The organism is Sphingomonas chlorellae, from assembly GCF_056485145.1.
The window spans coordinates 1,204,947-1,223,907 of the sequence record NZ_JBQXXM010000001.1; the positions used below are offsets into that span (position 1 = coordinate 1,204,947).

At 70.7% G+C, this 18,961-nt stretch carries 13 protein-coding genes; 8 read left to right on the forward strand and 5 right to left on the reverse strand.

Features of this window, described 5'->3' with window-relative positions; genetic code table 11:
* Positions 1 to 142: 142 nt before the first annotated feature.
* The 3 genes from ACT3CF_RS05555 to ACT3CF_RS05565 are packed head-to-tail and all read left to right on the forward strand — an operon-like array spanning position 143 to position 2,684.
* Entirely contained in the window at positions 143 to 1,348 is a 1,206-nt protein-coding gene (locus ACT3CF_RS05555; RefSeq protein WP_478420972.1) for a glycosyltransferase, read from the forward strand.
* The gene (locus tag ACT3CF_RS05560) at positions 1,345 to 1,908 is read left to right on the forward strand and encodes a polysaccharide biosynthesis/export family protein (protein ID WP_478420973.1); all 564 of its coding nucleotides are present in this window, start codon (positions 1,345 to 1,347) and stop codon (positions 1,906 to 1,908) included. The genes ACT3CF_RS05555 and ACT3CF_RS05560 overlap by 4 nt, the downstream gene beginning before the upstream one ends.
* Positions 1,908 to 2,684 carry a serine acetyltransferase gene (locus tag ACT3CF_RS05565; RefSeq protein ID WP_478420975.1) on the forward strand — a complete coding sequence of 259 codons (777 nt, stop codon included), beginning with the start codon at positions 1,908 to 1,910 and terminating at the stop codon, positions 2,682 to 2,684. Before ACT3CF_RS05560 ends, ACT3CF_RS05565 begins: the two co-directional genes overlap by 1 nt.
* Here ACT3CF_RS05565 and ACT3CF_RS05570 read toward each other — a convergent pair.
* The 5 genes from ACT3CF_RS05570 to ACT3CF_RS05590 all read right to left on the reverse strand — a co-directional run bounded on the left by ACT3CF_RS05570 (position 2,660) and on the right by ACT3CF_RS05590 (position 11,728).
* Positions 2,660 to 7,615 carry a beta strand repeat-containing protein gene (locus ACT3CF_RS05570; protein WP_478420977.1) on the reverse strand — a complete coding sequence of 1,652 codons (4,956 nt, stop codon included), beginning with the start codon at positions 7,613 to 7,615 and terminating at the stop codon, positions 2,660 to 2,662. The two genes, ACT3CF_RS05565 and ACT3CF_RS05570, sit on opposite strands and share 25 nt — an antisense overlap.
* Positions 7,616 to 7,678: 63 nt before the next feature.
* Positions 7,679 to 8,992, reverse strand: a complete 1,314-nt coding sequence (locus ACT3CF_RS05575) for an outer membrane beta-barrel protein (RefSeq protein WP_478420978.1) — start codon at positions 8,990 to 8,992, stop codon at positions 7,679 to 7,681.
* Positions 8,989 to 9,909 carry an endonuclease/exonuclease/phosphatase family protein gene (locus tag ACT3CF_RS05580; protein WP_478420980.1) on the reverse strand — a complete coding sequence of 307 codons (921 nt, stop codon included), beginning with the start codon at positions 9,907 to 9,909 and terminating at the stop codon, positions 8,989 to 8,991. Before ACT3CF_RS05580 ends, ACT3CF_RS05575 begins: the two co-directional genes overlap by 4 nt.
* The gene (locus ACT3CF_RS05585; protein WP_478420981.1) at positions 9,906 to 10,859 is read right to left on the reverse strand and encodes a glycosyltransferase family 2 protein; all 954 of its coding nucleotides are present in this window, start codon (positions 10,857 to 10,859) and stop codon (positions 9,906 to 9,908) included. Before ACT3CF_RS05585 ends, ACT3CF_RS05580 begins: the two co-directional genes overlap by 4 nt.
* Positions 10,859 to 11,728, reverse strand: a complete 870-nt coding sequence (locus ACT3CF_RS05590) for a glycosyltransferase family 2 protein (protein WP_478420982.1) — start codon at positions 11,726 to 11,728, stop codon at positions 10,859 to 10,861. The genes ACT3CF_RS05585 and ACT3CF_RS05590 overlap by 1 nt, the downstream gene beginning before the upstream one ends.
* 242 nt (positions 11,729 to 11,970) lie before the next feature.
* Between ACT3CF_RS05590 and ACT3CF_RS05595 the strand changes: the two genes are divergently transcribed.
* The 5 genes from ACT3CF_RS05595 to ACT3CF_RS05615 all read left to right on the forward strand — a co-directional run bounded on the left by ACT3CF_RS05595 (position 11,971) and on the right by ACT3CF_RS05615 (position 18,958).
* The gene (locus tag ACT3CF_RS05595; RefSeq protein ID WP_478421367.1) at positions 11,971 to 12,720 is read left to right on the forward strand and encodes a glycosyltransferase family 25 protein; all 750 of its coding nucleotides are present in this window, start codon (positions 11,971 to 11,973) and stop codon (positions 12,718 to 12,720) included.
* Positions 12,710 to 14,191, forward strand: coding sequence for an oligosaccharide flippase family protein (locus tag ACT3CF_RS05600; protein WP_478420983.1), 1,482 nt, complete (start codon positions 12,710 to 12,712; stop codon positions 14,189 to 14,191). Before ACT3CF_RS05595 ends, ACT3CF_RS05600 begins: the two co-directional genes overlap by 11 nt.
* Entirely contained in the window at positions 14,188 to 15,240 is a 1,053-nt protein-coding gene (locus tag ACT3CF_RS05605) for a polysaccharide pyruvyl transferase family protein (protein ID WP_478420985.1), read from the forward strand. The genes ACT3CF_RS05600 and ACT3CF_RS05605 overlap by 4 nt, the downstream gene beginning before the upstream one ends.
* 203 nt (positions 15,241 to 15,443) lie before the next feature.
* Positions 15,444 to 17,561, forward strand: coding sequence for a type I secretion system permease/ATPase (locus tag ACT3CF_RS05610; RefSeq protein ID WP_478421369.1), 2,118 nt, complete (start codon positions 15,444 to 15,446; stop codon positions 17,559 to 17,561).
* Complete coding sequence (locus ACT3CF_RS05615; protein ID WP_478420987.1) at positions 17,558 to 18,958, forward strand: HlyD family type I secretion periplasmic adaptor subunit; 1,401 nt, start codon at positions 17,558 to 17,560, stop codon at positions 18,956 to 18,958. Before ACT3CF_RS05610 ends, ACT3CF_RS05615 begins: the two co-directional genes overlap by 4 nt.
* Positions 18,959 to 18,961 lie beyond the last annotated feature (3 nt).

Sequence of the window (18,961 nt, forward strand, 5' to 3'; positions counted from 1 at the left end):
AATTGTCGTGCGCCGATGTTCTGGCCGCGACGAAGCGCCCCTTTGCAACGATGGGGCGGGGGCGTCGTGATGCACCGCAGCAATCAGCCGTGTTACGTATATTCCCCGGAGCATGATCGCCCCGAGGACATGGCGAGGGACGATGCGGGACAAGGCGCCCATCCTGTTTGTCATCAATTCACTTGCGGGCGGCGGTGCCGAACGCGTGTTGACCACGTTGCTGGCGGCGTCGTCGCCGTGGCGCGAGCGCTATGCGCTGCATCTCGCGCTGCTCGACGACGAACCGCGCGCCTATCCGGTTCCCGACTGGGTGACGCTGCACCAGCTCGATGCGCGGTCGCGGCTGGGCGCGAGCGTGCGGCAACTGCGTCGGCTGGTCGGGCGGCTGCGGCCCGCGGCGACGCTGAGCTTCCTGACGCGCGCCAACGTCGCCAATGCGGCGGCGATGGCGGGGCGGGGGCGCCCCTGGCTGGTGAGCGAGCGCGTCAATACCAGCGCGCATCTGGGCACCGGTGCGGGGGCGCGGCTGGCCAAGGCGATGGTACGGCTGACCTATCCGCGCGCCGACCATGTCATCGCGGTGTCGGAGGGCGTGGTCGACGACCTGGTCGCCCATTTCGGCGTCGCGCGCGCCCGCGTCTCGGCGATCGCCAACCCCGTCGACCATGACCGGATCGCCGCGCTGGCCGCCGAGCCGCCCGCGATCGTCCCCGCCGGGCCGTATATCGTCGCGGCGGGACGGCTGGTGCCCAACAAGAATTTCGCGATGCTGCTCGACGCCTTTGCGCGCGCCGCGCTGCCGCCGGCGATGCGGCTGGTGATCCTGGGCGAAGGGCCGGAGCGCGCGGCGCTCGAACAGCGGGCGCAGGCGCTGGGGATCGGCGCGCGCGTCGACATGCCCGGATTTGCCGACAATCCCTTTGCCGTCGTCGCGCGCGCGGCGCTGTTCGCGATGCCGTCGAACGCCGAGGGTTTCCCCAACGGGCTGGTCGAGGCGATGGCGTGCGGGCGCGCGGTGGTGGCGACCAACTGTGCCTCCGGCCCGTCGGAGATCCTGGCGGGGCGGCCGCGCGCGGCGCTGCGTGGGCCGATGACGGTGGCGGCGGGGGCGATCGTGCCGACCAACGACACCGACGCCTTTGCCGAGGCGTTGCGCGAACTGATGCTCGACACGGCGCGGCGCGAAGCGGCGGGCGCGGCGGCGCGGCAGCGTTCGCTCGATTACGGCGTCGCGCGTGCGGCAGCGGATTACTGGGCGCGGATCGAGGCGGCGCTGGACGCGCGCACGCCCCGGCGCGTGCCCGTCCAACCGGGAGAGATGGCAATGACGGCAGGAGGAACGCGATGAAGTTGCGCGGAACGGTTGCGGCGATCGCCGCGCTGACGATGCTGGGCGCCTGTGCGGGGCAGCAGCCGGTGGCCGGCGGCGCCTCCGCCCCGCCCGCGGCGGCGGCGTTCCGGCTTTCCCCCGGCGACAAGGTGAAGGTCGTCACCTTTGGCGAGGTGTCGCTGACCGGCGATTTCGAGGTGGGGCCGAACGGGTCGATCGCCTTTCCGCTGATCGGCGCGGTGCAGGCGGCGGGGATGCAGCCCGACGAACTCTCGCACGCGGTCGAGGCGAAGCTGAAGGAAGGCTATCTGCTCGAGCCCAAGGTCTCGATCTCGGTCATCAACTTCCGCCCGATCTATGTGATCGGCGAAGTGAACAAGCCCGGCGAATATCCCTATACGCAGGGGCTGACGATCCGCGGCGCGGTGGCGAAGGCCGAGGGCTTTACCTATCGCGCGAACGAGAAGCGCGTGTTCCTGAAGCGCGCGGGCGAGGCGGGCGAACAGGTCTATCCGCTGACCGCCGATTTCCCGGTATTGCCGGGCGACACGATCCGGTTTGCCGAAAGGTATTTCTGATGACGGCGGCGCTGGGCGAGCGGCCGGTCGCGCGGGTGCTGCCCGAGCCGGTGACGGTGATCGAGCCCGAGAGCGATGAGTCGGGGCGGCCGCACCTGCGCGGCTGCCCGGTGAGCTTTGCCAAGCTGCGCGCGCTGCTGGCGGCGGACCTCTATCGCTATGCCGGGCGCGTGAGCCTGGGCGCGTTCGTGCGCCATTATGCCTTCACGCCCGGATATAAATACACGGTGCTGATGCGCAGTTGCGGCTGGCTGAAGCTCAAGCCGCTCAAGGGCTTCGGCCTTTATCCGATCGCCAAGCTGATGCTGCTGCGCGCGCGGTACAAATATGGCTTTGCCATCCCCGAATATACCGAGATCGGGCCGGGCCTGTTCCTCAACCGGTTCGGCGGGTTCTATTTCCATGGCGACACGGTGCTGGGCAGCAACGTCAACGTCACGCACGGCGTGGTGCTGGGGTATATGAATCGCGGCGGGCGGCGCGGGGCGCCGGTGATCGGCGACCGCACCTTCCTGGGATCGGGCGCGAAGGTGATCGGCGGCGTGCATGTCGGCGCCGAAGCGGCGATCGGCGCCAATGCGGTGGTGACGCGCGACGTGCCGCGGCGCGGCGTCGTCGGCGGCATCCCGGCCAAGCTGCTGTCGGACCAGGGCAGCGACGGCTATATCAACCGCGCGGCGCCGCCCGAGCTGATCGCGGCGTGCGAGGGCGCGCTGCTCGGCTGGCGCGAGGACCGCGACCGCGCGGCCGCTCAGCCGAAGAAGAAGTCGTTCTGATCGACCGCCGAGACGCCGCGCAGGAAGATCGAGTCGGTGTCGTTGAGCAGGATGGTGAGCCCGCCGCTGCCAAGGCTGAAGCGCAGCGATTCATAGGCGATGCCATAGGCGCTGAGGTCGATCAGGTCGGCCTCGGCGCCGCCATGCGCGAAATCGGTGATCTCGTCGCGGCCTGAGCCGGGGAAGAAGACGAAGCGGTCGTGCCCGCCGCCGCCGGTCAGCCGGTCGGCCCCGCCGCGCGCGCCGGGGGCGAGGGCCATGCCGTCGCCATAGAGCCAGTCGTCGCCGTCGCCGCCGTCGAGCGTGTCGTCGCCGCCGGTCGCGCCCGCCATCAGCGTCTGGCCGTCGCCGACGAGGATGTCGTTGCCCGCGCCGCCGTAAAGCTTGTCGTCGGCGCCGCGGCCGGTGGCCGAGAGCGTCGCGCCGTCGCCGATCAGCAGATCGTCGCCGTCGCCGCCGTCGAGCACGTCCTTGGCGGCGAGCGACGACACGCCTTCGGTATCGCCGAGCAGCCGGTCGTTGCCCGCGCCGCCATAGAGCCGGTCGCCCTGCTGGCCGCCGACGAGCCAGTCGTCGCCGTCGTCGCCATAGAGCGTATCCTCGTTCTTGCCGCCGTCGAGCCGGTCGTTGCCGGTGCCGCCATAGAGCGTGTCGTTGCCGTCGTCGCCGGTGAGGATGTCGTTGCCGCCGCCGCCCGAGAGCGTGTTGGCGCCCGCGCTGCCCGCGAGCACGTCGTCGAACGCGCTGCCCGTCGCGTTTTCGATGCTGACGAAGATGTCGCCCATCGCGTCGCCGCCGCTCGCGGTCTGGGTGCGCAGGTTGATCGAGACCGCGCCGACCGAGGTGGCATAGTCGGCGGTGTCGGCACCGGCGCCGCCGTCGATCCGGTCGGCGCCGGCGGCGCCGCGCAGCACGTCGTTGCCGTCGCCGCCGAACAGCAGGTCGTTGCCCGTCCGCCCGACCATCAGATTGTTGCCGGCATTGCCGGTGAGCGTCGCGGCGACGGTGCCGGTATAGACCAGTTCCTCGACATTGTCGGGCATGGTGTAGACGGCGGCCGCCGTGCGGATGCGGTCGACGCCTTCGCCGGCGAGTTCGATCACCTGGTCGCCCGCCTCGTAGACGACATAGATGTCGTTGCCGGCGCCGCCGCGCATCACGTCGTCGCCCGCGCCGCCGTCGAGCGTGTCGTCGCCCACGCCGCCGACGAGAATGTCGTTGCCGCCGCGGCCATAGAGCGTGTCGCCCGAGAGCGGATCGTCGCGGCCGGTGATGACATCGGCATAGTTGGAGCCGACGACGACCTCGATATTGTAGAGCAGGTCGCCCGCCGCCTCGCCCCCGGTGTTGACGTTCGTCGCCAGGTTGACGTTGACTGCGGCCGATTTGGTGTAATCGACCTGATCGCGGCCGTCGCCGCCGTCGAGCCGGTCGGCGCCGAGCCCGCCGACGAGCTTGTCGTCGCCGTCGAGGCCATAGAGCGCGTCGTCCCCCGCGCCGCCGTAGAGGCTGTTGTCGAGCGCGTTGCCGACCCCGGTGACGGCAAGCGTGCCGGTGTAGCTGAGCACTTCGAGATTGGCGCCGAGCGTGTAGGCGGTGAGGCTGGTGCGAACGAGGTCGGTGCCGCCGTCGGCGTCCTCGACGATCACGTCGTCGGGCGTGTCGACAAGATAGGTGTCGTCGCCCGCGCCGCCGACCAGCCAGTCGGCACCCGCGCCGCCGTCGAGCGTGTCGTTGCCTGCGCCGCCGGTGAGCCGGTTGGCGGCGGCATCGCCGGTGAGCTTGTCGGCAAAGGCGCTGCCGACCAGCGCCTCGATCCCGCGCAACTGATCGCCCTGGGCGTCGCCGCCGGTCGCAACCTGGGTGGCGAGGTTGACGTTCACCGCTGCGGCGCTTGCCGAATAGTCGGCGGTGTCGAAGCCGCCGGCGCCGTCGAGCACATCCGCCCCGGCGCCGCCGATCAGGATCTGGTCGCCGCCGTCGCCGACGATCGTGTCGGCAAAGGCCGAACCGATGAAGCGTTCGATGCCGTCGAAGCGATCGCCCTCGGCCTCGCCGCCGCTGCTGGTGCCGGCCTGGAGGTCGATCGCGACGCCGACCGTATTGCCGCGATAATCGGCCGTGTCGATCCCGTCGCCGCCGACCAGCCAGTCGGCACCCGCGCCGCCATAGAGCCAGTCGTCGCCGCCGCGCCCTTCGAGCCGGTCGTCGCCGTCGCCGCCCAGCAGGACGTCGGCCGTATCGGCGCCGAGCATCGTGTCGCCGAAGCGCGAGCCGAGGACGCGTTCGATCGAGACCAGCCGGTCGCCCGCAGCGTCGCCGCCCGCCTGGACGGCGGCGGCAAGGTCGATCTGCACCGCCGCCGCGCTCGCCGAATAATCGGCCAGATCGTCGCCGTCGCCGCCGTCGATCCAGTCGGCGCCCGCGCCCCCGGCGATGCGGTTGGCACCGGCATCGCCGCGCAGCACGTCGTCGAATCCCGAGCCGACGAGGTTTTCGATGCCCTGATAGCTGTCGCCCGCAGCCTCGCCGCCGCTGCCGCCGAGCGCGAGGTCGACGACGACGCCCGCCGCGGCATCGGCATAGCTGGCGGTATCGACACCGTCGCCGCCGACCAGCGCATCCGCGCCGCCGCGCCCGTCGAGGATGTCGTCGCCCGCGCCGCCGATGAGGCGGTTGTCGGCGGCGTCGGCCGCGATCCGGTCGTTGAATGCGGTGCCGACGACATCCTCGATCCCCGCCAGCGTGTCGCCCGCGGCATCGCCGCCGAGCCCGTTGCCGGCGGCAAGGTCGATCGTGACCGCAGCGCCGCTGGCCGAATAATCGGCGGTGTCGCGCCCGCCATTGCCCTGAAGCGCGTCGGCACCCGCGCCGCCGACGAGCCAGTTGTCGCCATCGTCGCCGGTGAGCCGGTCGTCGAAGCGCGAGCCGAGCAGCCGTTCGATCGATTCGAGCCGGTCGCCCTCGGCATCGCCGCCCTGGCCGGTGCCGTCGGCGAGGTTGACGACCACCCCCGCGGCGCTGGCCGAATAGTCGGCCGTGTCGAGCCCGGCGCCGCCGATCAATCGATCGGCCCCGGCGCCGCCCACCAGCACGTCGTCGCCGTCGCGCCCGTCGAGCAGGTCGTCGCCCGCCTCGCCGTCGAGTACGTCGCCGCCCGCCGAGCCGAGCAACTGATCGGCGAAGCGCGAGCCGGTGAGCGCCTCGATCCCGACGAGCAGGTCGCCCTGGGCGTCGCCGCCGGCAGCGGTCCCGGCGGCAAGGTCGATGACGATGCCCGCCGTGCTGTCGGAATAGTCGGCGCGATCGAAACCCTCGCCGCCGTCGATCCGGTCGGCGCCGAGCCCGCCGGCCAGCACGTCGTCGCCCGCGCCGCCCCGCAGCACGTCGTCGCCCGCGCCGCCGAACAGCCGGTTGGCACCGCGATCGCCGACGATCAGGTCGGCGAAGCCGGAGCCCTCGACATCCTCGAAACCGTCGAAAAGGTCGCCCTGGGCATCGCCGCCGGCGGCGATGTTGCGGCCGAGGTCGATCGTCACGCCCGCCGCGCTGCCGGCATAGCCCAGCCGGTCGCGTCCGGCGCCGCCGACCAGAATGTCTGCGCCCGCGCCGCCGACCAGCGTGTCGTCGCCGGTGCCGCCGACGAGCTTGTCGTCGCCCGCACCGCCGAGCAACAGATCGTCCCCGCCGCCGCCGACGAGCATGTCGCGCCCGTTGCCGCCGCCGATCATGTCGGCGCCGTCGGTGCCCTGCAGCAGATCGTTGCCGTCGCCGCCCGCCGCCACCGCGACGCGCTCGCCCGCCAGCGTCAGTACCGATCCCTTGCCCTTCTTGACGAGCGTGTAGCCCGGCCCGAGCGTCGCGCCATAATCGGTGATCGTGAGCAGGCCGTTCTGTTCGGCGAGGTTGAACAGCGTCGGCGATCCCGGATCGGCGAACAGCACGTCGTCGATCGTCGCGCTGGCGCCCGCGGCGATCCAGACATGCTCGCGATTGCCGCCGGGGAGCGTCGCGCCGGCGTCGAGGCTGACGATGTCGTGCAACTGCATCCCGTCGCCCCACAGGCGCAGGTTGCGGCCGTTGCCCGAGACGATCGCGCCGTCGACGACGATGCCGTCGGTCTTGAGGTCGAGCCCGCCGTCATTGTTGCCGGTGGCGATGATGTCGCGCAGCGTGATGTCATAGGTGCCGCGCTCGGTCGCGAAGCCGTCGCCGTTGCGATAGCCGTTGGTGGTGTCGAGCGCGTTGCGCATCGCGACACGTTCGACGAGCACGTCGTGCGCCGTGCCGTCGAGATGCAGCCCGATGGCGAAATTGTCGCCGTCCTGGAACTGGCTGTCGCCGCGGACATCGTGGATGCGGATGTTGCTGCTGTCATACTGGACGCGGATCGCGCCCTTCGAATAGCCGTCGACATCGACGTCGGCGATGGTGAGGCCGCGGATCGTGGCGCTGGTGTTCGCGCCCGAGGCGACATCCTCGAAAAAGCGCGCGACGTTGGTGGCGCGGCTCTGTTCGATCGTCAGGTTCGCGATATCGGCGCCGACGCGGATCGCGGTGCCGACATTTTCGAAGGCGAGCCCCGAAAAGACCAGATTGTCGGCGCCTGCGAGCAGCCGGATCACCTCCTCGCCCGACGGTGCATCGGGATCGAACGGGGCAGGGCGGGTGCCGACGATGTGCGCCGCCATCGGGTTGCCCGCCGCATCGGTGCCGCGGATCGTCACCGGCGCGCCGGGACGTCCGCCCGCGACGATCGAAATGGCGTCGGGGAGCGCGGCATAGTCGCCGCGGTCGGCGAGGATGCGCACCTCGCCCCCCGGGCCGGCGGCGGCGATCAGCCGGGGCAGATCGGCGAGCGATGCCGCATTGTCGGGGCTGGAGCCGTCCCCGGCGCCGCTGACCGTGGGGGCGATATAGAGCGTCGGCATGGCATGGCTCCCTGTCGTGCGGCCGTCGGGCGGCTTGTCGTGTGGCGGTCGTGCGATCCCGCGTCAGATGCCTGAGAGGGTGATCCCCAGCGAAATGCGGTTGTCGTTGAACTGGCGACCGGGCAACGCGCCCCGGCTCGATTGGGTGCGTCGCTGGAACTCGCCGCGAAGCGAAAGCCGGTGGCTGAGCAGGTAGGTGCCGTTGAAACGCCAGGTCCAGCGATCGTCGTTGCGGTCGATATTGCTGAAGTCGCGCTTTTCGAGCTCGCCGCCCGCGCTGAAGATGAGGTTGCGCAGCAGCTCGTAATCGGCGCGGAGGCCGGCGGTGGTCTTGAGATAGCCGCCGGCGCCGGCGACGCCGGTTTCGCTGACGGTGCGGTCGACCCGGCCGGTGACGGTGACGAGCGGCGTCGCGAACCAGGCAAGCTCGCCGCGGACGAGCAGCCCCGAAATGTCGTCGAAGAAGCGGTCGCGATAATGCTGGCGCAGATAGCCGACGCGCAGCGAGCCGCGCATCTTGCGCCCCAGTTCGAAGCTGGACCCCGCAGTGAGTTCGTAGCCCGTCGAATCGCGCGCGGGCACGGGGCCGACGCGCGTGCGATAGTCGCGCCAGTTGTACGAACCCGCGAGGAACAGCGCGATGCTGGGGCTGAGCGCATATTCGCCGATCCCGGTGGTGGTGATCGTCGTGCGGTCGCGGAAATCCTGGTCGACCACGGCGCCGGTGGGCGAGCGGCCGTCGCGATAGTTGCGGTTTTCGACATCGACCACGCCGCGCACGCGCAGCCGGTTGAAGACGTGCGACAACGAGGCGTTGCCGCTGGTGAGCGTGAAGCGGTTGGGACGGACCACGCCGGTGGGCGAATCGGGCGAGACGCGTTCCTCGCTGTAGCGCGCGTTGACGAGCTGCACCGACAGCGTCGTGTCGCGCCGGATCGTGTAGAGCGCGCGGCCGTCGAGCACATATTGGGTCGCATTCTCGCTCGCGCGGTCGGCGTAGCGCAGCAGGTCGAGCTCGGCGTTGAGCGACAGCCGCAGATCGGGCGAGGGGCGCGTGATCGTCACCCGCGGGCGGACGCGCAGATAGGCGTCGTCGACGCGGTTGCCGCGCGTGGCATAGAGATTGTCGTCATAACCGGTGCCGAGCGCGACGCGCGGCAGCACCTCGACCGTGCCGATGCGCGCGGGGACGGGGACGTAGTCGGGGCGCGGGCGATCGAGCACGCTGGTGTTGCGATCGCGCCCGAACGGGTTTTCCGAGCTGACCGAGCCCAGCCCGTCGGTCGCGTCCGACTGTTGCGCCCAGGCCGGCAGGGCGAGGGCGAGGTTGACCAGCGCGAAATTGGCCAGACAGGCGCGTGCGAGCAAGGGCTTCATCGGCGTCCCAGCGTTATGAGCAGCGGAAAATGGTCCGACCCGGTGGCGGCGAGGCGTCGCGCCCCGATCAGCCCCCAGGCGGGACCGGCATAGAGATGGTCGATCGGCAGCATCGGCAGCGGCCGGCGCCAGCTGGCGAGTGCGCGCGTCATCCGCGTCATCGGCGCGAGCGCGCGGTCCTGGTCGCGCATCGCCGCCGCCCAGGGGGTGAGGTTCATGTCGCCCGCGATCACCAGCGACCGCGAATCGATCCGCGCGATCGCCTGGGCCAGCGCCGCGCGGCGGCGCGCCTGGCCCGCAACGGGCAGCGGGTGCGGATAGTGGAGCGAGGCGACGGTGAAGGGCGGCATCCCCGCCGGGCGAATCTGCGCCCAGACGAGCGCGGGGCCGATCCGTCGGCCCGCGGGATCGCGGAAGAAATAGTCGCGATCGCCGATCGGCCAGCGCGACAGGATGGCGAGCCCGCAGCCGGGTGGGCAATCGGTGCCATAGGCATAGTGCTGGCGCAGCGCGGCGAGCATCGGCCGGAAGCGGCCGTTCATTTCCTGAAGCAGCACGACATCGGCGTTCGCGTCGACGATCGTCTGGGCGGTTTCGGCGGGATCGGCGTTTTCGACCCAGACATTGTGCGTGACGATGCGCACCGGCGGCGCGCCCGGCGCCGCGGCCGGGATCGTGCGCAGCCATTCGGGGGCGATCATCAGCACGGCGGGCGTGAGCGCGACGACGAGCCCGGCGATCGCCACGACCGGCCGGCGCCAGCACAGCAGCGCGCCCAGCACCGCCGCCGCGCCCAGGATCGGCGCGAGCGAGGCCAGCGCGTCGAGCACCGGCACCCATTGCCCGGCCCAGGCGGCCCAGCCGGCCAGACCGGCAGCCGCGAGCAGCGTCCGGCCGAGGATCGCCGCGCCTCTCACGCGCGGGCGAGCAGGCGGTTGCGCAACTGATGGCCACCCTGGCGCAGCGGTGCCGGGACGAAGCGCGCGGCGAGCACCAGCGCGGCGGTGCCCAGCCCTTCGGGAAGGCAGACGTCGCGCAACCGGATGCCGGTGCGCCCCGGATGCTTCATCGCGTAACGCGCGTAGTGCGCGATTTCCTGGTTCACCAGCCGGCGGAGCAGCGCGACGACATCGGGCGGCGCATCGGCCATCATCGCGTGCGCGGTTTCGACCAGGCACGGGACGTCGAGCGTGGTGGTGCCCTTGCTCACCTTGTTTTCCGAATCGCGGTGGAAAGTGGCGCTGGGCACCGGATCGTAGCGCAGCCGCGTCCGGGCCATCACGCGCAGCCACAGATCCTTGTCGCCGCCGCGCACCGCGCGCCCGTCCGGGAAGCCGCCCGCGGCGAGCAGCACGTCGCGCCGGATCGCGATCGCACCGGTCCACATCGGACATTCGCGCACCGCCAGCCAGGCGCGGAGGAAGCCCGCGAAATCGAGGCTCACCGGCGCTTCGAGCGCGGGCGCGATCCGTTGCAGCTTGGCCCGATCGGCAAAGGCATGGACGAAGCGCGTCGTGACCGCGCCGACGCCGGGATCGACGGCGACCGCGGCGGCCATGTTCGCCAGATGATCGGGCGCCCACAGATCGTCGGCATCGAGAAACGCGATCCAGTCGCCGCGCGCATGGTCGACCCCCAGATTGCGCCCGGCATAGCCGCCGGGGCCGGGGCGGGCGAGGTCGAGCAGGCGGATGTGCGGATCCCCCATCGCGGCGACGATCGCGCGGCCGCCGTCGGTCGAGCCATTGTCGACGACCAGGATCTCGCGCGGCGCGAGCGTCTGCGCGCGGATGCTGTCGATCGCGGCGGCGACGTGCGTGCCCTTGTTGAACAGGGGCATCACGACCGAGATGTCGAGCGGGGCCATCAGTCGCGTGCCGCCTTGCGCCCGGCCGCGAGCTGGACGAATTCGCCCACCGCAACCCCCGCGAGCGCGATCGTCAGCCGCATCACCCCCAGTCGCCGGCGCAGCGACAAGCCCGGTGAGATCGCCGCGCGGCGCAGGCGGCGGACCGTGTCGACCGCGGTGACGGCGAGCACGCGTGCCAGCCGTCCGCTGCGCCGCGTGCGATCCCAGCGCCCGCCGCTGAGCCGCTGGCGCTTGCGAACCAGTTCGGCGCGGCTTGCGCGGACCGGATGGCGGACGACCATCGCGGGGACATAGACGAGCGGATGGCCCGATTCGCGGATGCGCAACGCCATCTGGCGGTCGCCGCCCGACTTGAGCGTCGCGTCGAACCCGCCGAGCCGACGCAGCAGCGCGGTCTCGCTCGCCCAGTTGGCGGTGGCGCAATTGCCACGCGCGGCGTGCGCCTGCGGGAAGCTGAACAGCCGTTCGTAGTCGCCAAAGGCCTGCCCCTCGGCCGCGACCTCGTCGAACAGCTCAATGCGGCCCGCGAGCACGCCGAAGCCGGGATTGGCGTGCGCGGCGGCGAGGACCTGCGCCAGCCAGTCGGGTTCGGGCACGCAATCGGCGTCGGTGAACGCCGTGACGGGCGCGGCGACGTGCGCGAGCGCGTGGTTGCGGGCGGCATAGGAGCCGGGCGTGGGCTCGTGCAGCAACAGCACGCGCGGATAGCCGCGCACGATCTCGGCCGTCGCATCGGTCGAACCGTTGTCGACAACGATGATCTGAACCGAATCCTGCGGCAAGGTCTGACGCTGCAATGCGTCAAGGCAGCGAGCGATCACCGCCGCGCCGTTCCACACCGGCACCACCACCGAGACCTGGTACATCGTCGTTTCTGCCTCGCTCGAATGTTGCCGCACCACACCATCGGCGGAAGCGCGGCGAGGTCAACATGATGCGGCGCGTGCGAAGATGAGATGCCCTTTTGGGGCGGTGGGCCGATTTAATAACGGCTTCGCGTGAAGAGAAAGCGCCGTTACCAAAGAGTATGCCGTTCATAACGGTTATGCTGCGTTGCGATATGCAATGCGGGAACTGTATCGAGGAGGCGTGTTACGTGGTCGCAACGATGCCCGAGTTGAGCGGCATTTCACAGGTTTTTGTGGTTTCGCTCGAAACGGCGCGGGCGAGGCGCGACAATTTTGTTTCGATGGCGAAAGAAACGGCGCTCGACTGGCAGTTTTTCGACGCATGCACCGGGCCTGTCGCGGAGATGGAGATCGACGAGGCCGCGATCCGGCGGAACAAGGGGCGCGCGCTGACGCGCGGCGAGATCGGCTGTTACGCCAGCCATTTCGCGATCTGGCAGCACATGGCGCGCGCGGGCATCGCGCAGGCGATCGTGCTCGAGGACGACACCGTTGTCGACTGGCCCTATCTGGAGCGGCTGGCGCGCGTGGACCTGCATGCGATCGGCGTCGACTATCTGCGCCTCTATTCGAAGCGGCCCACCTTTCAGCGCGTGGTGCGGCGCGACTTCCTGCAGCATTCGCGCACGATCGTCGAACTGATCGGGCTCGCCTATGGCACGCAGGGCTATGCGATCACGCGCGACGGCGCGCGCCGGCTTGCCGAGCATTGCCGCGTCGTGCGGCGCCCGATCGACGACGCGATGGACCGTTCGTGGGCGCACGGCGTTCCCAACCTGGCGCTGCACCCCGCGCCGATCCTGGAGGCGAGCGTCGCGTCGGACATCGGCGCCGCACGCTTCGCGCCCAAGGCCGATCCCGCCTATCACACGATGGCGCAGCGGGCGTGGCGCGGGATCGAGCGGATGCGCGTGCGGATGCTGAAAGCGAGGCGGCTGCTTGAACGCTGAACTGCCCGGACGCTTCGATGCCACGCTTCGATCGCGCAGCAAGCGTTCGATCGGCTGGACGGTCGTGCGCTTCCTTTCCGACCAGCTTTTCTCGTTCATCGTGTTCGTCGTGCTGGCACGGCTGTTGTCGCGGGCCGACATCGGCGCATTTTCGATCATGGCGATGACCGCCGAGGCGTTCCGCATCATCGCCACCGCGGGACTGGTGCAGACGATCGCGCGCCAGACGGTGCTGACGCCCGGGTTCCTCGACACCATCTATCGTGCGCAACAGGGGTTTTCGGTGCTTTCGGCGGCGGGGATCATCCTGCTCGCCCGGCCGATCGCGGACGCGATGGGCGCGCCGGGGATCGCGCTCCCGCTGGCGGTGATGAGCCTGGTGCTGCCGATCTCGGCGCTGGGCGGGACGCACATGGCGCTGCGACTGCGCGACTTCGGCCACCGCACCACGGCGTTGCGATCGGTGGTCGGCGGGCTGCTGGGCGGCGGATGCGCGATCGCGGCGGCGTTTGCGGGGCTGGGGCTGTGGAGCCTCGTCATCCAGCGGCTCGTCACCGAGATCGCGGGCGTCGTGCTGTCGCGCGCATCGTATGACTGGAAGCCGGGCTGGCAGTTCGAATGGCCGGTGCTGCGCGCCAACCTGACGCTCAACGGCAGCCTGATCTATGTCCAGCTCGTGTTCCTGGCGACGGTGCGCGTGCAGGAAATGGCGATCGGCGCGGGGATCGGGCTGGCGGCGGTGGGCATCTATCGCACCGCCTGGCGCACGGTCGAGCTGATCGGGCGCGGGGCGATCCAGCCCTTTACCCAGGTTGCGGTGCAGACGCTGTCGCGCGTGAAAGAAAATCCGCGCGACCTGAGGCGCGCCTATCAATGGATGATCGCGCAGGCATCGGCGCTGTCCTTTCCCGCGCTGGTCGGCTTCGGCGCGCTCGCCCCGATCGCGGTGCCGACGGTGTTCGGCGCCAAATGGGCGGATGCGGGGGCGATGGCGCAGATCTTTGCCTTCATGGCGCTGCCGTTCACGCTCAACTTCTTCGCCTCGCCCTCGCTCAGCGCGCTGGGACGCGCGCGCAGCCTGATCGGGCTTTCGACGACGCAGCTGGCGCTGGGAGTCGCGCTGACGCTGGCGGCGCTGCCGTTCGGGCTGTTCGCGGTGGCGATCTCCTATGTCGTGCGCGCCTATCTGACGCTGCCGTTGCAGGTCTGGCTGCTTCGCCGCGCCTCGGGAATCGGTCCGGCCGACACCTGGCGGGCGATTGCGAGCCCGCTGATCGCCTCGACCGTGATGGGCGTCGTGCTGGCGGCGGCGCTGCGCGGGATCGGCACGCGTTTCGGCGCCTGGCCGACGATGCTGGGGCTGAGCGCCGCCGGCGCGCTCGTTTACGCCGGCGTGCTGCTGGCGATCAGTCCCGTCTGGCGCGGTCGCGCCGCCACCCTGTTCCTGCGTTCACGAAAGGCCCGGACATGACCATCGCCCACCCGTCCATCGTCCCCCCCCAGGCCGACAAGCTCAGCGCGGTCGCGATCGTCGCCGGTCTCGCCGCCCGGTTCGAACGCGCGCTCGATTCGGTGCTGCCGCCCGGCCCGGTCGCGCTGGTCGATTTTCCCGACCACAGCAATGTCGGCGATTCGGCGATCTGGCTGGGCGAGATCGCCTATCTGAAGGCGCGCGACCGGATGCCCGCCTATAGCTCGGCGATCGTCGATTTCGACGCGGATGCGCTGGAGGTCGCGGCGGGCGAGGGGCCGATCCTGATCCATGGCGGCGGCAACATGGGCACGCTGTGGCCCAAGCACGAAGCCTTTCGCCTGCACCTGCTCGAACGGTTTCGCGGGCGCCCGGTGGTGCAGATGCCGCAGTCGATCCATTATGCCACCGCCGACGCCGCGCGCGAGATGGCGGCGGCGATCCGCGCGCACGGCAATTTCACGCTGCTGGTTCGCGACCTTCGCTCGCTCGCCTTTGCGCGCGACCATTTCGAATGTCCGGTGGTGCTGTGCCCCGACGCGGCGCTGATGCTGGGCAGCCAGCCGCGCATGCCGGCGAGCGTCCCCGTTTTCGCGCTGCTCCGCACCGACCATGAGCGTGCCGACACGGGCGACGACGCGCCGCTGCCCCCCGGCGTGCTCGCCGACGACTGGCTGGTCGAAGATGCCGCGCAGAAGCGCAACCTGCGCGTTTCGATCAAGCTCCAGCGGCTGTTCGTGCGCGATCCGCTGGCGATGCGGGCGCTGCGCCAGCGGCGGATGGCCGAATGGCGGCTGCGCCGCGGGCTGGCGATGCTGGGGCAGGGCGAGGTCGTCGTCACCGATCGGCTGCACGCGCATATCCTGTCGGTGCTGATGGGGATCCCGCACGTCCTGCTCGACAACAGCTATGGCAAGGTGGCCGGGTTCGCCGAGCAGTGGACCGCCAAATTCGACGGGCTGATGCGCGCCGAATCGCGCGCCGAGGCGTTTGCACTGGCGTTCGCCCGCGTGCGCGCGGCCAAGGTGCGGCGGCTGGCGCACGCATAGGCGGATCGAGCAATGACGGGGCCTTCCGGTGCGTCCTGCGCGTTGCCGGAGCGCCGCCGGTGTCGCGACGGAGGCTGGCCGTGGAGGAAGAGCCGGGCAGGGTGATCGCCGCCGATCCGCCGCCGCAGCGCGCGGAGGGGCCGGACGCGACCGACGCGACCGGCGCCGGGGCGGGAACGACGGGCGCTGCGGGTTCGGCGGGGCTGGCCGATAGCGGGCTGGTCGCGCTGGCCCTGCTCCTCGCACACCATCGCGTCGCGGTCGATCCCGCCCAGCTTCGCCACGAACTGGGGCATGGCCGCGCCGTCGCGCCGGGCGATCTGGTGCGGCTGGCCCGCCGGATGGAGGGCGTGCGCGCGCGGGCGATCCGCGCCGATTTCGACCGGCTGCGGCGGTTGCCAATGCCGGTGCTGGCGACGGGACCGGCGGGGTGGTTCGTCGTCGGCCGGGTGGGCGAGGATGCCGCGGCGATCCAGCATCCGGGCGGCCCGGTCGAGCGGCTGGACCGCGCCGCGATGGAGGCGCGCTGGTCGGGCGAGCTGGTGCTGGTGACGACGCGCGAGGCGGTCGCGGTGGCCGCCAGTGCGTTCGACATGACGTGGTTCGTGCCGCAGATCGTCAAATACCGGCGGCTGATCGGCGAGGTGCTGCTCATCACGCTGGCGATCAACCTGCTGGGGCTTGCCGCGCCGCTGTTTTTCCAGAACGTCGTCGACAAGGTGCTGGTCCACAACAGCCTGGCGACGTTGCAGGTGCTGAGCATCGGCTTCGTGATCGTGTCGCTGTGGGAGGTGGCGTTCGGCTGGCTGCGCACGCGGCTCTATTCCGAAACGAGCCAGAAGCTCGATGTCGAGCTGGGCGCGCGGCTGTTCCGCCATCTGATGCGGCTGCCGCTCGCCTATTTCGAGGGGCGGCGCGTCGGCGACACGGTGACGCGCGTGCGCCAGCTCGAAACGGTGCGCGAGTTCATGACCAATGCGTCGCTGAGCGTGCTGGTCGATCCCGCCTTCACCATCGTCTTCCTGGCGGCGATGTGGCTCTATTCGCCGACGCTGCTGCTGATCGTGCTCGTCACCTTGCCCGCCTATGTCGCGGTGTCGATGCTCGTCACCGGACCGATGCGCCGCCGGCTCGACGAGAAGTTCGCGCGCGGGGCGGCGAACAATGCGCTGCTGGTCGAAAGCGTCTCCGGCATCCAGACGCTCAAGGCCGCGGCGGTCGAGCCGCAATGGCAGGACCGCTGGGAGATGCAGCTTGCCGGATACAGCGTCGCCAGCCAGCGCGTCACCGACCTAGGCAACAGCGGCAGTCAGGCGGTACAGCTCATTTCCAAGCTGAGCCTGGCCGCGATCCTGTTTTTCGGCGCGCGCGAGGTGATCGCGGGCAGTCTGACGGTGGGCGGGCTGGTCGCGTTCAACATGTTCGCGCAGCGGGTGTCGGGACCAGTGATCCGGCTGGCGCAACTGTGGCAGGATTTCCAGCAGGTGCGGCTGTCGGTCGAGCGGATGGGCGACATCCTCAACCAGCCGCCCGAACCCGGCGCGGGATCGCGCACCGCGCTGCCCGCGCTGCGCGGCGCGATCCGGTTCGAGCAGGTCCGCTTCCGCTATGCGGCCGAGGGGCCGTGGACGATCGACGGTGTCAGTTTCGACCTGCGCGCGGGCGGGACGCTGGGGATTGCGGGATCGTCGGGATCGGGCAAGTCGACGCTGACCAAGCTGCTCCAGCGCCTCTATCTGCCCGCGGCGGGGCGCATCCTGATCGACGGCGTCGACATCGCGCAGATCGATCCCGCATGGCTGCGCCGCCAGATCGGTGTGGTGTTGCAGGAGAACCTGCTGTTCAACCGGACGATCCGCGAGAATATCGCGATCGCCGACCCGGTGATGCCGATCGAACGCGTGATCGCGGCGGCGCGGCTGGCGGGCGCGCACGAGTTCATCGTCGGGCTGCCGCAGGGCTATGACACGCCGGTCGAGGAACGCGGCGTCAACCTGTCGGGCGGGCAGCGGCAGCGGCTGGCGATCGCGCGCGCGCTCGTCACCGGCCCGCGCATCCTGATCCTCGACGAGGCGACCTCGGCGCTCGATGCCGAGAGCGAGGAAATCATCCAGCGCAACCTGCACGCGATTGCCGAGGGCCGCACCGTCATCATCATCGCGCACCGGCTGTCGGCGATCCGCCAGTGCGACCGGATCATGACGCTGGAAAAGGGACGCGTCGTCGAGATCGGATCGCACGACGAGCTGTTGCGGCTGGGCGGGCGCTATGCCGGGCTCCATGCGCGACAGATGGGGCTGCGCGGGGGCGGGGCGGCATGAAGGCGCTGCGCCGCCACTGGCTGGCCGTGCGCGACGCGGTGGACAACGAGCGCGCCCATGCCGCGGCGCATCCACGGCTGCGCGTCGAACAGAGCGATTTCCTGCCCGCCGCGCTGGAGGTGATCGAGCGGCCGGTATCGCCCACCGCGCGGATCACCGCCTGGGTGCTGCTGGCGCTTCTGGCCGTGATGCTCGTGTGGCTGGTACTGGGGCAGGTCGACATCGTCGCCTCGGCGCCCGGACGGCTGGTGCCGGCCGAGGACGTCAAGCTGGTCCAGCCCGCCGAAGCGGGCGTCGTGCGCGCGATCCATGTCCGCGACGGCGAACGCGTGCGGGCAGGGCAATTGCTCGTCGAGCTGGATCCCACGCTTTCGACCGCCGAGGCGAGCCAGGCGACCAAGGCGTTGGCTGCGGCCGAGCAGGATGCCGCACGGTTGCGCGCGGTGCTCACCGCGCTCGACGGCGGGCCGCTGCGCCTCGACCTGCCGGCGGGGACGGCGCCCGAGACGCTGGCGACGCAGCGCGCGCTTGCCCAGGCGCAGCTCGACCAGATCCGCGAGGGCATCCGCACGCACAGCGCCGACCGCAGCGCCGCGATGGCTGCGCGGGCGGAGGCCGAGATCCAGGCGGCCAAGCTGACCGAGACGATCCCGCTGATCGATCAGCAGGTGGCGGCGAACGAACGGCTGCTCCAAAAGGGCTATGTCTCGAAGCTGAAAGTGATCGAGATGCGGCGGCAACGGCTGGCGGCGGTGCGCGACCGCGATGCCGCGCTTGCTGCGGCGCGGCGGGCGGCGGCACAGATCGGCGTGGCGGGGGCGAGCGGCGCCGAGGCCGCGGCACAGGCGCGCAGCGGCGTGCTGGGCGACCTCGCCAAGGCCGAGAACGAGGTGCGGCTGCGGCGCGAGGAGGTGGCCAAGGCGGCGCAGCGAATGCGCTATCAGCGGCTGACGAGCCCCGTCGACGGCACCGTCACCCAGATGGCGGTCCACACGCTGGGCGGCGTGGTGGAGGCGGCGAAACCCGTGATGATCGTGGTGCCCGCGCACGGCCCGCTGGTCGCCGAGGTGATGGTCGCCAACCGCGACATCGGGTTCGTGGCGGTGGGGCAGCCGGCGGCGGTGAAGCTGGAGGCGTTTCCGTTCACGCGCTACGGCACCGTCCCCGGGCGGATCGTGCGGATCAGTTCGGACGCGGTGCAGGACGAGAAGCAGGGGCTGGTCTATATCGTCCGCGTGGCACTGGCGCGCGACAGCATCGTTCGCGACGGCACCACGGTGCCGCTGGCCCCCGGCCTGGCGGCGACGGCGGACATCCGCACCGGGCGCCGTTCGCTCGCCGACTATCTGCTGAGCCCGATCGAGGCGGTGCGCCGCACGGCGGGGCGCGAACGCTGATCG

What these genes read in the sequence shown, in the direction of transcription:
- ACT3CF_RS05555 (WP_478420972.1), top strand. Translation starts at nt 143, where the DNA reads ATGCGGGACAAGGCGCCCATCCTGTTTGTCATCAATTCACTTGCGGGC.
- ACT3CF_RS05560 (WP_478420973.1), top strand. Translation starts at nt 1,345, where the DNA reads ATGAAGTTGCGCGGAACGGTTGCGGCGATCGCCGCGCTGACGATGCTG.
- ACT3CF_RS05565 (WP_478420975.1), top strand. Translation starts at nt 1,908, where the DNA reads ATGACGGCGGCGCTGGGCGAGCGGCCGGTCGCGCGGGTGCTGCCCGAG.
- ACT3CF_RS05570 (WP_478420977.1), bottom strand. Translation starts at nt 7,615, where the DNA reads ATGCCGACGCTCTATATCGCCCCCACGGTCAGCGGCGCCGGGGACGGC.
- ACT3CF_RS05575 (WP_478420978.1), bottom strand. Translation starts at nt 8,992, where the DNA reads ATGAAGCCCTTGCTCGCACGCGCCTGTCTGGCCAATTTCGCGCTGGTC.
- ACT3CF_RS05585 (WP_478420981.1), bottom strand. Translation starts at nt 10,859, where the DNA reads ATGGCCCCGCTCGACATCTCGGTCGTGATGCCCCTGTTCAACAAGGGC.
- ACT3CF_RS05590 (WP_478420982.1), bottom strand. Translation starts at nt 11,728, where the DNA reads ATGTACCAGGTCTCGGTGGTGGTGCCGGTGTGGAACGGCGCGGCGGTG.
- ACT3CF_RS05595 (WP_478421367.1), top strand. Translation starts at nt 11,971, where the DNA reads ATGCCCGAGTTGAGCGGCATTTCACAGGTTTTTGTGGTTTCGCTCGAA.
- ACT3CF_RS05605 (WP_478420985.1), top strand. Translation starts at nt 14,188, where the DNA reads ATGACCATCGCCCACCCGTCCATCGTCCCCCCCCAGGCCGACAAGCTC.
- ACT3CF_RS05615 (WP_478420987.1), top strand. Translation starts at nt 17,558, where the DNA reads ATGAAGGCGCTGCGCCGCCACTGGCTGGCCGTGCGCGACGCGGTGGAC.